Source organism: Vibrio iocasae (genome assembly GCF_042245395.1).
GTDB lineage: Bacteria > Pseudomonadota > Gammaproteobacteria > Enterobacterales > Vibrionaceae > Vibrio > Vibrio iocasae.
On record NZ_CP145311.1, the window covers coordinates 787,469 to 800,681 of the forward strand.

Annotated in this window: 13 protein-coding genes; 4 read left to right on the forward strand and 9 right to left on the reverse strand. The window is 43.2% G+C overall.

The genetic code is table 11. The features are described from left to right. Window positions 1–148: 148 nt before the first annotated feature. Window positions 149–1,486: an amino-acid N-acetyltransferase gene (argA, locus tag SNR28_RS13230; RefSeq protein WP_375753019.1), complete on the reverse strand. Its 1,338-nt coding sequence runs from the start codon at window positions 1,484–1,486 to the stop codon at window positions 149–151. 223 nt (window positions 1,487–1,709) lie between these two features. Between argA and SNR28_RS13235 the strand changes: the two genes are divergently transcribed. The 4 genes from SNR28_RS13235 (at window position 1,710) to csdE (ending at window position 4,826) form a co-directional block, all read left to right on the forward strand. After that, entirely contained in the window at window positions 1,710–2,180 is a 471-nt protein-coding gene (locus SNR28_RS13235; RefSeq protein WP_375753020.1) for a DUF2850 domain-containing protein, read from the forward strand. Window positions 2,181–2,199: 19 nt separating this feature from the next. Then, window positions 2,200–3,348 (forward strand): murein transglycosylase A, encoded by a 1,149-nt coding sequence (gene mltA, locus SNR28_RS13240; protein ID WP_375753021.1) that lies wholly within the window; start codon window positions 2,200–2,202, stop codon window positions 3,346–3,348. A gap of 88 nt (window positions 3,349–3,436) precedes the next feature. Next, the gene (gene tcdA, locus SNR28_RS13245) at window positions 3,437–4,243 is read left to right on the forward strand and encodes a tRNA cyclic N6-threonylcarbamoyladenosine(37) synthase TcdA (RefSeq protein ID WP_375753022.1); all 807 of its coding nucleotides are present in this window, start codon (window positions 3,437–3,439) and stop codon (window positions 4,241–4,243) included. A gap of 151 nt (window positions 4,244–4,394) precedes the next feature. Further along, window positions 4,395–4,826, forward strand: a complete 432-nt coding sequence (csdE, locus tag SNR28_RS13250; protein WP_375753024.1) for a cysteine desulfurase sulfur acceptor subunit CsdE — start codon at window positions 4,395–4,397, stop codon at window positions 4,824–4,826. A 325-nt stretch (window positions 4,827–5,151) separates the two neighbouring features. On the opposite strand, the gene csdA is transcribed toward csdE, so the two are convergent. The 8 genes from csdA to SNR28_RS13290 form a co-directional block, all read right to left on the reverse strand. Next, window positions 5,152–6,357: a cysteine desulfurase CsdA gene (csdA, locus tag SNR28_RS13255; RefSeq protein WP_375753026.1), complete on the reverse strand. Its 1,206-nt coding sequence runs from the start codon at window positions 6,355–6,357 to the stop codon at window positions 5,152–5,154. Beyond that, window positions 6,354–6,968 carry a DJ-1 family glyoxalase III gene (locus tag SNR28_RS13260; RefSeq protein WP_375753028.1) on the reverse strand — a complete coding sequence of 205 codons (615 nt, stop codon included), beginning with the start codon at window positions 6,966–6,968 and terminating at the stop codon, window positions 6,354–6,356. Before SNR28_RS13260 ends, csdA begins: the two co-directional genes overlap by 4 nt. Further along, entirely contained in the window at window positions 6,961–7,857 is an 897-nt protein-coding gene (gene panE, locus SNR28_RS13265) for a 2-dehydropantoate 2-reductase (RefSeq protein ID WP_375753030.1), read from the reverse strand. Before panE ends, SNR28_RS13260 begins: the two co-directional genes overlap by 8 nt. Window positions 7,858–7,971: 114 nt before the next feature. Next, the gene (locus SNR28_RS13270) at window positions 7,972–8,796 is read right to left on the reverse strand and encodes an outer membrane protein OmpK (RefSeq protein ID WP_375753032.1); all 825 of its coding nucleotides are present in this window, start codon (window positions 8,794–8,796) and stop codon (window positions 7,972–7,974) included. 648 nt (window positions 8,797–9,444) lie between these two features. Beyond that, a complete protein-coding gene (locus SNR28_RS13275; protein ID WP_375753033.1) occupies window positions 9,445–10,791 on the reverse strand; it encodes an MFS transporter in 1,347 nt (448 codons plus the stop codon). A 73-nt stretch (window positions 10,792–10,864) separates the two neighbouring features. After that, window positions 10,865–11,410 (reverse strand): peptidylprolyl isomerase, encoded by a 546-nt coding sequence (locus SNR28_RS13280; RefSeq protein WP_375753035.1) that lies wholly within the window; start codon window positions 11,408–11,410, stop codon window positions 10,865–10,867. Then, complete coding sequence (locus tag SNR28_RS13285; protein WP_375753037.1) at window positions 11,410–11,982, reverse strand: YajG family lipoprotein; 573 nt, start codon at window positions 11,980–11,982, stop codon at window positions 11,410–11,412. The genes SNR28_RS13280 and SNR28_RS13285 overlap by 1 nt, the downstream gene beginning before the upstream one ends. A gap of 53 nt (window positions 11,983–12,035) precedes the next feature. Continuing rightward, window positions 12,036–13,163, reverse strand: coding sequence for a methyltransferase (locus SNR28_RS13290; protein ID WP_375754080.1), 1,128 nt, complete (start codon window positions 13,161–13,163; stop codon window positions 12,036–12,038). Between the last annotated feature and the right edge of the window lie 50 nt (window positions 13,164–13,213).

The following is a 13,213-nucleotide window of genomic DNA, read 5'->3' on the forward strand; positions in this document are numbered from 1 at the left end:
CCATGTGGGAGTGGCGTCCTTCACTTATGAGCCAACTGAGCAAGGGAATTCTATACTTTTGCTGTACAAAAAAAAAGCATCAATTATTACTATTTTGTCCGCTAACTTATAAATAATTGTTTTAAATAATAGTTTAGAGTAATTGTTCTTATACATTTAAGGCGAGAATCTTCGACCTACGCTGATAATTGTAGAGATCCTGTTTTTCCATTGGTAAGTCTGAGACTGGAATCTCATGAAAACCTTGTTCCCGGAACCAGTGCAAACTATGGGTAGTCAGTACAAAAATCTTCTCAATTCCCAATGTTCTAGAATGCTGTCGAATATGGTTTAGTAGTACCAGTCCACGGTTTCCATCTCTGTAGTCTGGATGAATCGCGACACATGCCATTTCTGCCATATGGTCATTAATATAGGTGTAAAGTGCGGCGCAGCCTATTACCAATCCATCCTTCTCTATAATAGTAAACTTATGGATCTCTTGTTCTAGCTGCTCTCGCGAGCGGCGTACTAAAACACCCTGTTCTTCAAGAGGACGAATTAACGCTAATATACCGCCAATATCGTCGATATGAGCAATTCGCGTCTGCTCGGCACTCGCCATTACAACCTGTGTACCGATACCATCGAGAGAGAACAGTTCTTGAATTAAAGCCCCATCTTCGTGATAACTGATTAAGTGGCTACGGGGAACACCAGCACGGCAAGCAGTAATAGAGCCGCGTAGGAAGCGCAGCGTGCCAGAACTGTTGTCGGTGGAGTGATCCTGATTCTCTTCAAGATCTTTAAGAATGCTTTCTGCCTCACTTGGGAAGAGTTCCGCAATGACTTCTCCATTTTCACCAATAATTCCCTGCTCTGAACAGAAGCCGATGAGTTTATCTGCTTTTAGGCGAATAGCGACCTGAGTGGCTACCTCTTCAGATAGAAGGTTAAATGACTCTCCGGTAACCGAGCCGGCAACAGGGCCAAGTAACACTATTGATCCCTGATCCAGTACCTGGTTTATCGCTTTTGTATCTATGCGCCTTACTTTACCACTGTGGCAATAATCGACACCGTCATCGATGCCTAACGGTTGTGCAATGATAAAGTTCCCGCTGGCTACATTGAGTTGAGTCCCCGCCATAGGTGTGTTGTTAAGACTCATGGAAAGACGAGCGGTAATAGAGAGTTGTAGCTGGCCTGCTGCCTGCATAACAACTTCCAGTGCTTTTTCGTCTGTTACCCGAATGCCTTTGTGGTACGGCGTGGTGTATTGGTTTGTCTCTAGCAAGCGGTTAATTTGAGATCTTGCTCCATGGACCAGAACGATCTTTACACCCAAGCTGTGTAGCAGTGCGATATCACTGATAATGTTGGACAGATTTTCCGCGTCAAAAGCTTCACCACCAAGCATAATCACCATGGTTTTACCACGGTGCGCATTTACGTATGGTGTCGATTGTCGGAAACCTTTAACTAGAGCTGTACTTCTGATCTTCATGTTGATTTGATCTTCAAATATATTGGTTTGTGAATTTTTATATGGATATATTGAATTAAAATTCAAATTCATTCAATTGTTTTTTTGTGAGCCAATGAGCTGTGTAAATATCGTGACCTCTTGTTATACTCATCTGACTTCGGTTTGACGCTTACATTACGTTTTTCCAAGTCTTGTCAGTTAAATATGTAATAAAATTAGTATATCAATCAAAAAAATCATTATGGCTAGTATGTCTGATAAACAGATGCGTTATGCAGAGCGAGAGGCTCAACGACTAAAAAAGGCAATTCTTCTGGTAAGTCTTCTTATCTTATTGCTCGTGGTTGGTGCGTTAAGCGTAATACTGAACAGGTATCTGGAGAAGCAAGAGAGCCAGGATAGAAACGCGATATATGGTGTTTGGGTAGAGCAGGGTGTCCCCAAATTTGCGCGAGACAGGTTTGTAGTGCGTGAGGATGCCATATACATAGATGAAAGAATTGTTGATACCCAATACACCTTTGATGGTAGTGAACTAAGATACGAATACGAAGAGCAGCAGTTTGTATACAAGATAAAAGATCAAGATGAAGAAGAAGGTATGATTCTTTTAAGAGTTGAGCCGACTCACTACCTTTCCACATTTAAATTGCAGGGAGTGAAAGATTCAGATGAGACAGGTGCGCTCTCTGAAGTCACGGACTCTTTGTAAAACCTTAATGGACAACATAGTGTTAAAACCTTTAATTCCAGCAGCGTGTGCTGCTTTTTTGTTTGGTTGTGCTCAGCCAACAGACATGGGACAGCAGTATTTTGATACTGAGTTTGAGTCAAACCTGAATAAGGTTGAGACAATCGAGTCAAACCAACCTCGAGATTTCACTACATTTTCAAAACAGGCAGAGCAGGTCATTGAGAACTCTCCTTCACTGGCAGAAAAATATCAGCCTCTGTATGAGCAGTTAAATGCCTGGGTTTTACAAAGCGGAAATCCAGAAGAGTTGGCCAACTATGGGATTCAACATGCTCAATTAGGAGGCGGTGATAAAAAAGGTAACGTACTGTTTACCGGTTACTTCTCTCCTGTGATTGAAATCCGGCATCAACCGGATGATGTGTATAAGTATCCGCTGTATTCAAAGCCTGACTGTTCAGAAGATTGCCCGACAAGGGCACAAATATATGATGGTGCTTTGGATGGGCAGAGTTTAGAGCTTGGTTATGCGGCTAACATGATCGACCCATTTATCATGGAAGTACAAGGCAGTGGCTTTGTACACTTCGATGATGACGATACTCTTGAGTACTTTGCTTATTCAGGCAAAAACAATAAGGCCTACATCAGTATCGGTAAGGTATTGATCGATCGCGGACTGGTGCCTCGTGAGAAGATGTCTCTGAGAGCGATTAAAGAGTGGGTAATGGCAAATGATGATGAAACGGTGCGTGAACTGCTTGAGCAGAACCCTTCGTTTGTTTTCTTTGAACCTAAGTCTGACAATGCAGTGAGAGGTACTGCAGGCATTCCTCTACTGCCGATGTCGTCTGTAGCGGGTGACCGAGAGCTGTTTCCTATGGGGACGCCAATTTTAGCGGAGGTACCTCTGCTAAACCCTGATGGTAGTTGGAGTGGGGCACATCAACTTAAACTTCTGATCGTGTTGGATACTGGTGGTGCGGTAAAAGAGAACCATCTGGACTATTACCATGGGATGGGACCACGAGCTGGTACCGAGGCCGGACACTACAAGCACTTTGGTCGCGTGTGGAAGCTGGGGATGGAGAACACGCACTCTGAGCAACCATGGTTAACAGAACAAGAGAAGATTTTACAGCAAGAACAAGACGCCGCTGAACAGTTGAAAACAGAACAAAACTAAGGCTATTTGATTCAGGCTAGACTTTTTCTTAAAGAGTGCGTATAAAACGCACTCTTCTTTTTTCTATCTTACGAACCAGGAACAAAACATGCGCGAACTAGACTCGCCTGCTTCAGAATCCTATGACCAGAGATTTGGCGGAACTCGTCGACTTTACGGTAACAGTGAAGTTGAAATACTGCGTGCTGCTCACGTGTGCGTGGTTGGTATTGGTGGTGTAGGCTCTTGGGCAGTGGAAGCACTGGCGAGAACTGGTGTTGGTGAGCTTACTTTGATCGATATGGACGATGTTTGTGTAACGAACATAAACCGTCAGATCCATGCGATGACGGGAACAGTTGGTCAGAGCAAAATAGAAGTAATGGCTGAGCGCGTAAAGCTTATTAACCCTGACTGCAAAGTGAATCTGATTGATGACTTTATTACTCCTGACAATATTAGCGAGTATATTAGTAAAGACTTCGATTACGTTCTGGATGCCATTGACAGTGTTAAGCCTAAAGCAGCACTGCTTGCCTATTGTCGTAGTAACAAAATCAAAGTGATTGCTACAGGTGGTGCTGGTGGTCAGGTTGATCCGACACAGATTCAGGTAGCCGACCTGGCCCGTACAATTCAGGACCCACTGGCTAAGAAGATTAAAGACAATCTACGACGTTTTTATAATTTCAGCAAAAATCCACAACGCAAGTTTGGTATCGAGTGTGTGTTCTCTACAGAGCAGCTAAAGTATCCTCAGCCAGATGGTAGCGTATGTTCTACTAAAGCCACTGCAGAAGGTCCAAAACGTATGGATTGTGCTAGTGGATTTGGCGCTGCAACGGTTGTCACTGCGACCTTTGGTTTTGTGGCTGTTTCTCGTATTATTGAGAAGCTACTTCAGAAGTATAAATAGGCAGAAAGGTGATAACACCTCGTTCCCACGCTCCCGCGTGGTAATGCATACCTAATTTCGAAGTAATCGCAAATAGTTGGATTCCGATAGGCATTCCCACGGAGACCGTGGGAACGAGTGATCCGGTATTACTTAATCAGGAACAGTAGTTATGAACTTCCCAACAACACCTTTCCCTTCAGAAATTTCTGCTGACGATATTGTCGCTACCATGTCCGGCTTTAAAGGTTGGGAAGATAGGTACCGTCAGATGATACAGTGGGGGAAAAAGCTGCCGAAGATGCCGGAAGAGCTTAAGGCCTCAGAAGTGGTTGTTGCTGGCTGTGAGAGTCAGGTTTGGTTGCAAAGCCAGTTTAAAGATGGCAAGTGGTACTTCTGTGCTGACTCTGATGCAAGAATTGTCCGTGGCCTGATTGCTCTGGTTATGGCGGCATATAACGAAAAATCGGCAGAAGAGATTCTGAGCTTTGATATCGATGGTTACTTTGAAAAGGTTGGCCTGATAGAGCACCTGAGCGCTTCACGCGGGAATGGACTAAAGGCGATTATTGAAACTATTCAAACTACAATATCAAAAAAATGACTTACATTTCACCCCATGCTTCGTATGAGAACGATGGTAAATTATCGTCATTCCGCTAGCCGCGTGCCTGCGAAGACCGGAATCTGTTTTCCACAAGCGCTCAAGCCACTAGATTCCCGCCTTCGCGGGAATGACGGAAGTTTGAAAGTACATTTTGTCTCGTTCCCATGATTGGAGACCGTAGAAACGATGTGATGGAGTATCTCTCGGTGGGGGTGGCGGAACAAACATCCAAGGGCATGGATGCCCTTGTTTGAGCGCACATGGAAGTCTCGCAGCGATTTGTGGAGTCACTCCCATCGGGAGGTGCGGTGGTTAGCCTACCTCAAAGCATATCCAACGCCTTCTCCAGAGCTACAATAAACCTCTCAACATCTTCAACAGTATTATAAATCCCAAAAGAAACTCTTACGGTTCCCGGAATACCAAACGCATCCATTAGTGGATGAGCGCAATGATGGCCACTTCTTACTGCAATACTCTGCTTGTCGAGTAGCGTCGCTATATCCTCATGATGAACACCTTCCATCACAAAGCTAATAACACTAGAACCCGGCTGGTAACCGATGACCCGGATATCATCATCCAGTTCAGTGAGTTTTCTATAAGCCGTCGCTTGTAGGTGAGCGATATGAGCCTCTACTTCTTCCCAGTCAAAAGACTGATACCACTTAATAGCTTCCGATAAGGCAATCGCTCCGGCAATATTGGGAGTGCCTGCTTCAAACTTGCCAGGCAGCTCTGAATAAGTTGTTCCTTCAAAGGAGACTCGTTGTACCATCTTACCGCCACCGTGCCATGGAGGCATATTCTCAAGTAAATCCTTCTTGCCATAAAGCACACCGATACCTGTTGGAGCATAAAGTTTATGGCCGGAAAACACATAGAAGTCAGCATCAAGTTTAGCGACATCAACTTCTTCATGAACAATGCCTTGTGCTCCGTCTATAACGACTCTTGCTCCCACTTTGTGGGCAGATGTAATCATGGACTCAATTGGGTTGCGAGTGGCGGTTACATTGGTGGTTTGAGCGATAGCAACCAGCTTAACTTTTTCATTGAGCAAAGCATGGAAGCTGTCCTGACAAAGGTGGCCATCTTCTTTTACAGGGATCTTTATGACCGAAGCTCCGGTTTGCTCTGCAACAATCTGCCACGGAACAATATTGGCGTGATGTTCCGATTCGCCCACAAGGATATGATCACCTTGGCGCAAGCTACTTCGTGCATAGGTTTGAGCGATTAAGTTTAATGCTTCGGTTGCACCACGTGTCCAGACAATCTCTTTTGCGCTACTTGCACCAATAAATTGAGCGACGAGCTCTCTTGCCTGCTCAAACTGATTGGTTGCATGAGCTGTCAGGCTATGGCTTCCACGGTGTACATTAGCGTTTTGGCTACTGTAATAGTTTTTAATGGCGTTTATCACACAGTCTGGCTTTTGTGTGGTTGCAGCGCTATCGAAATAGACCAGATCACCGTTTGCCAGTGCTGGGAACTGTTGGCGAACTTTTGTTACATCAAAACTCACTTTTGTTTCTGCTCCTGTTCGCCGAGTTCGAAGTAGTGTAGGTTTGGCAGTGTTACCATTGGCTTTGCCACTTTCCAGGCATGTTCTTTTCCGGAAAGGCGAATGATAATTTCCATCGCAAACTCTAGTGCAGAGCCTGGCCCTTGGCTGGTAATTAGTTTGTTGTTGATGTCTGTGGTAACTCGTTTAACGCGCCATTTATCTTCTGGAATGTGTTCCTGAAAAGCAGGGTGACAAGTCATAATTGCGCCAGGATAAATATCGTGAGTTTGTAGTACCAGCGCCGGAGCGGCACAGATAGCTGCCATCCATCGCCCATCATATTTCTGTTGTTTTATCATTTCGACCAATAGTGTGCTGTCTCTGAAGGTCTCACTTCCTCCCACACCACCGGGCAGAGCGATAATATCAAACTCTTCATCTGCGACATCAACTAACTTACAGTCGGCAGTCAGGGTAACCCCTCGGGAAGCTTTCATCGTAAGACTACCATCAAAATCCGCACTGGCAGTGGTTACATTGTAACCAGCTCGAACAAGGATATCGATGATGGTGATTGCTTCCATCTCTTCTGTCCCAGGGGCGATAGGGACTAACACTGTTTTACTCATGATGTTTCCAACCTTGTTCGATTTGCTTTATTTGATTGTACAGCTTTAGATTCTCAGGGGTATCGATAGAGTGTCTTTGGGCTGTACGACATAAGTATCCATTAATATAGTCGATTTCAGAGCGTCGTTTATGATAGATATCTTGTTGCATGGAAGACTGATTTTTTGCGGTGGCTTTGACAACGTTTAGAACTGTGGCCAAGAGGCTTTCTTTATTGACACTGATCCCTTCGGCTTGCATCACTAGGCTTACTTCAGAGATGACCTTATCTAACAATGGTAGGTATTTATCATTCTCAAGCTCACCGTTGTAAATTTGCTTGATCGCTGTCAGCGGGTTTATCGCACAATTAATCGCGAGTTTGTTCCACAATGCTTCGCGGATATTTCGGTTCCAGATAACTTTCGGAAGAGCATGACTCAATACATCGGTGAGAAACTGGCACTGTTCCCCGGCTTTATTGTGTGCTCCCAACTGTGTTTCACCTGCACCTGTATGCATTACGTGTCCCGCATCAGGTTTAAATGCGGCTTGGGTTGTTGTCGCTATTACAATAGGATAGTGCTGTATGCTGGTAGTAATATCATCAACCGCTCCCATACCGTTGTGCATAAACAGTAAAATGGTATCCGAATGAATTTGATCTAGCAGAGGGAGTAGAGCATCTTTTACTTGCCATGCTTTGACGGTAACTAAAACCAGATCGCTTTGCGCTAGGGAATCAAAACTGTTGGCAGTCAATTGAACAGCAGAATCATGGTCCAGCCTGATAGAAAACAGTTTTTGGGCTGAATCTTTTGTCCAGACAGAAACATTGTGGCCTGCTTCAGTCAGTTTGTATGCCCAGAGTGACCCAATGGCTCCGGCCCCAAGTACCGTGATATTCAATGGTTTTATCTCGAAGAAAGAAATTGGGGAAAGGATAGCGGGGATAGCTTTGAAAACCAAATAAAAAAGGCGCTAAAAAGCGCCTTTTTCGGGGACGAACTATTACAATTTCAATTAGAACTTGTAAGTTACTGCTACGTAGTGGCCAACACCTGAAGACTCAACAGTTGGTGCCCATGGTAGAGCTTTGCCATCTTCGAAGCCATATACGTCTTGGAACAACTTAAGGCCGTAACCTACTGCAAAGCGATCTGAGTGCCAGTAGATACCGTTGAACATTGCTCCACCAGTTTTTGAAGTAGTGTTGAACTTGTTACCAGCAGAATCTTTCATACCAAACTGGTAGTCGATGTAACCTTGGTAAGAAATGAATGAACCATTTTCAAAGAAGTAGAAAGGCTTGAACCAGTTAGTAGAGAACTGGAAACCGTTCCAGTCTTTCGCAGCACTTACGTATGTTGCGTATAGGTTCATACCTACTTTGCCAAACCACGGAAGTACAACATCTGAACCAAGACCAACTTTCTGGTTGTTTACACCATTCGCGCCACCGTCCCAAGTTAGCTCAGATGCTAGGTATACTTCCTGTACAGGACCGAAAGATAGATCTGTACCAGTTAGAGCATCTAGAGATACACGAGGAACCATTTTCATAAACATTTTGTCTTTGCCAGCCTTGTCGCTGCCAGAGTCAGTAGTTAGGTTAAATACGTCAATGTAGCCGTATAGGTCGAACATGCCAGAGCGACCGCCAAATTCCATTTCAAGGTAATCATGAGTTGACTCTTTACCTGCACCTTTTTCGTTGATAGCACCCATTAGGTTGAATTGCATCCACTTGTAGTCGTTTTTGTGGATGTCGCCATCTGAGTAATCTGCTGCTAGTGCTGGAGCAGAAGTCGCAGCCAAAAGGCCAAGAGTAAGAAGTGATTTACGCATAAGGGGACTCTTTATGTTTGTTCAAATGAAAAAAATACTTTTCGATAACGTGCTATTGATAATTTGCACTTTTCTTAAGTGTTCAAGAATTAAACAGTGGATGATTCTTGCGTCACTTTGGAATTCGGGGGGAATCATATCGATAAAAATCTCAAAGAAAAGTGAGATGTAATGCAAAAACTAATATTTATTGTGAGATAGATCTCATGTGTAAAACAAAGATGTGAACTTTTTTGAGTCTTACCTTTTGTTGCATTTTGTTGCATTGAATGTGTGATCTTGGTTTGTATGAGGTTGCATTTTTCTTTTTTCGATTGCGTTCGAATAAACAACAAGTTCGGTTAATAACTTCTGTGGATGCTAGTGTTTATAAGGTCTGTGGCTAAGATGGCTGAAAGTTGAGTATATATTCTATACAAACGTTTGCTTCAAAAAATCAGTATAAAAGCAAGTTTTAGTTTTATTTTTTTGATGTGAGTTTTTTATATTAAAGTTTAATGTTATCAACGTGATACACTGATTGTATGAATATGATAAATGTAACATTGTTATACTATTGATATTTGTTATGTATAAATAAAGCCATCTATATCAACAATTTAATATAGATGGCTTCTTATAAGGAGTAGAAAAAATTGAAGTGTGAGGCTATTCTTTGCGAGCGACTGCCTTCTCTAGCAAGTCGTGGAAGTAATGCCTTAATGACCAAAGCATCAATAGGCTTGGAATTACCATCAGCGCGGTAATAATAAAGAACAAAGACCAGTCATTGAGGTAATCAGCCAGCTCTCCACTAAAGGAGGCTAGCGTAGTTCGCCCGAAATTACCCAGCGAAGCAAGTAGCGCGTATTGGGTCGCTGAGAAGGCTTGCCCAGTCATCACCGTTAGGAAGGAAACAAAAGCCACGGTTGAGAATGCAGTTGTGAAGTTGTCTACGATGATCGTTGCAAGGAACAGGTTCTCGTTTGGTCCTACGTTAGCGATCCATGAGAACATCAGGTTACTGGCAGCCATAGCAATACCACCAATCATCAGGCCCCGTACTATTCCGAACTTCACGTTGAACATGCTACCAACAAGAGTAAAGAATATAGTTACCCACCAACCGATCAGTTTAGAGTAGTGCCCAATTTGTTCGTTACTAAATCCAATTTCTTTATAGAAAGGAATAGACATCCGGCCGAGGAAAGCTTCACCAATCTTAAATAGGAATACGAACAGTAGCAGAGTCAATGCAACTCTTACGCCATTGCGTTTGAAGAAGTCTAAAAACGGTTCTGCGACTGTCACGGTAAACCATGCCGCTACTTTTGAACCGACCACTTCGCTATGACGTTTCTCAGCTTCTTCCTGTAGTACCTCTCGTGCAGTCTTTGGCTCACCAACTAATAGAGTGAATATCATTAGTATGATGATGACCCCCGCCATTCCATAGAAGACGCCATTCCAACCAATGCTATCCGCCTTGATAAAGGCTAAATAGCCAGGTAGTGAATAACCTGTCCACCAACCAATTACCGCCATTGCAGACGCTTGTGGAAGTTTACTCGACTCTGATTTAGGAAAGGTATCAATACGGAATGCGTCTACAGCGATATCCTGAGTTGCGGATGCTATTGCGATGCCTAGTGCCAGCATAGAAGTGAACATCAAATTACTCGCAGGATTAATTCCTGCTATTGCTAACGTGCAGACCAGAATCACAGACTGACAAAGAAATATCCAACTACGTCTCTGGCCAAGCGCTCCTAGTATAGGAAGCCTGACCCGATCGACTAATGGAGCCCATAAAAAGTTAATCGCATAGACAGCAAAAATAGAACCGAAATAACCGATAGCAGCACGTGTTAATCCTGCGTCCTTAAGCCACCCGGACATATTTGAGCCAATTAAAACCCATGGGAAACCGCTGGAACACCCCAACATAAACACCCACATGAGGCGTTTATCCATATAGCTACGAATGGTTTCTGCCCAGGACATTTTGCTTGTCATTATGAACTCCGTTTACCTGACTGACGGGAAGGGGATAAAGAACTGCCTCTGGAATAGAGGCAGCTTGAATAGTCTATTTTTTAACGGTCACTTTGTTGATTACAATCGCCGTGACAGGAACGTCATGGTAGTTATCGATAGACGCTGTTTTTTGTCTTGCCATAGATTTTACGACATCGAACCCTTTAACAACTTTACCGAATACAGCATAGCCTTCATTGCCATGCATGTAATCCAGTGCTTTGTTGTCTTCAAAGTTGATGAAGAACTGGCGAGTTGCTGAATGTGGATCACTTGTACGAGCCATTGCAATGGTAGCTTGGTCGTTAGTTAGTCTGTTGCTCGCTTCGTTTTTGATGGGTGCGTAGGTTGGCAGACGCTTAAAGTCAGTGTCGAAGCCACCACCCTGAGCCATAAAGTGAGGAATCACACGGTGAAAAATCGAACCTTCGTAGCTGCCGTCTTCAACATATTGAAGGAAGTTTTTTACTGTCACTGGTGATTTTTCTGAGTAAAGCTCCACCTCAAAGTCACCTAAAGTAGTTTCGAACACAACAGTTGGTGCTGCCATTACAGATGCACTAAATAAGCAGATAAGAGAAAGTAAAAACTTACGCATTAGAAACGTTCCTTCATATAGTTGTTTAATTCTGAGTCGTTTGCGATTTCAGCCAGTACCAGGCTGGTTACATCATTTATAACCATTTCAATTTGTGCATCTGAAGCGCTGAATGTACCTGTTTTACTCGCTGTACCATTAAAGGTTTTGACTAACTTACCTTCTGGCGTTTCTGCGGTGATTTTAATGGTTACCTTCGCTTCCATCTCATTCTGCATAATGCTGTGAGAGACGTTTGCCAATAGTTCAACAATCTCTAACTCAATGGTGTTTTTGCTATTTACGGAAATATGATAACCCTGAGAGCGAAGCTGCTCCTGAAGTGCAGTTTCAAGCGTAATACGGATGTTCTGTTGTGCGTGAATTGGCTGGATATTATTTCGACCGCTGTCCACCAGTGCAACATACTGTGCGGAACGAACATCTTTACTGTCTAAAGTGAAAGATAAGTTATCAACCATCTTGTTCTGGCTGGTGGTTGTTTTTGGAGCAAAGTTTATTTGTGGCTCCTCGGGTGTTGAAGAACAAGCTGCTAAAAATGCAAGTGATGCAGCAATGAACATCTTTTTCATGGTCTATTTCCTTTTTATTTGTAGTTCAGCCTGTCAATGGCACGAAATACAACTTATTTAGTTGCCTGTAAAATAACAAATTTCTGATTTGATGCGACAACTACTACCTGAGATTTACCAAAAAGGCGTTTAAGCTTCACATCGTAGCCCAGGTGGCGGTTACCGATAACTAATAATTTACCATCAGTGTTAAGAACATGCTTAGCATCACAGAACATCTGCCATGCAATATGATCGGTTATCGCATATTGCTGATGAAAAGGGGGGTTACACAATACTAAATCGACCGTCCCTGCTTCAAAACCATCCAGACAGTTGTTCGCAACACAGTTAAAATCCACTTCAGACTCAAGATTGCTGCTTAGGTTTCTTGCTGCTGACTCTATTGCCATAAAGCTTTCATCTACACTTGTAATTTTTGCTTGCGGGTTTAGTTTGGCAGCTTTTATGGAAAGAACACCATTCCCGCATCCTAAATCGAGAATATGTTTTAACTCTGGATCAGACGGAATATGCTCAAGCATAAAGCGGGCACCCAAATCTAGCGTCTCGCCAGAGTAAACATTTGGCAAATTCTCTAGTTGGATTCCATCATTAGCGGACCATCGAGTAACCGGATCTACCTTTTCTGCGATCTCTTTGTTGGGCTTTGCAAAAACCATTCGATGTTTTTTCCATGCCAGAGAGGTGGTGGTATTCCCCAAGAATCGCTCGAAAAGTTTTAGTGTTGATGTGTGAATCTCTTTTGCTTTGTTTACTGCAATAACTGCGCACTCTGCGTTTAGCTGAGAGTTGAGCTGATGAAGTTGCCAGGTAAGAAAACGGTTGTTCTTAGGAATTTGCATTAACACTAAATCAATCTTAGCGGGAAGCGCATCCATGGCATTTAAAAACTCAACGTTATTACACTGGTTTCTTTGCAAGTTTTTAAGTGTACCCTTTTGAGAGATAAACGAATCCGTCACCATATAGACGGAATGCTTTTCCGAAAACCAACAGGACAGAGCACCAAAGTTGTCATTTAAGATAAGAATGTTTTGGCCATCAGGAAGGGCCATTTCTTCAACATGATTGATGATATATTCATCCCCGGCATCCCATGCTTGCAGGGTTTCATTGGCTCTTTTCGGAAATCTGTGGAGGGTTAACGTTCTTTCAGACAGTGTGAGGTCGATTTTCACATCACTCATTGTGGGTTCTTGCTGTTGCGATAATTAATTTTGAATATTGT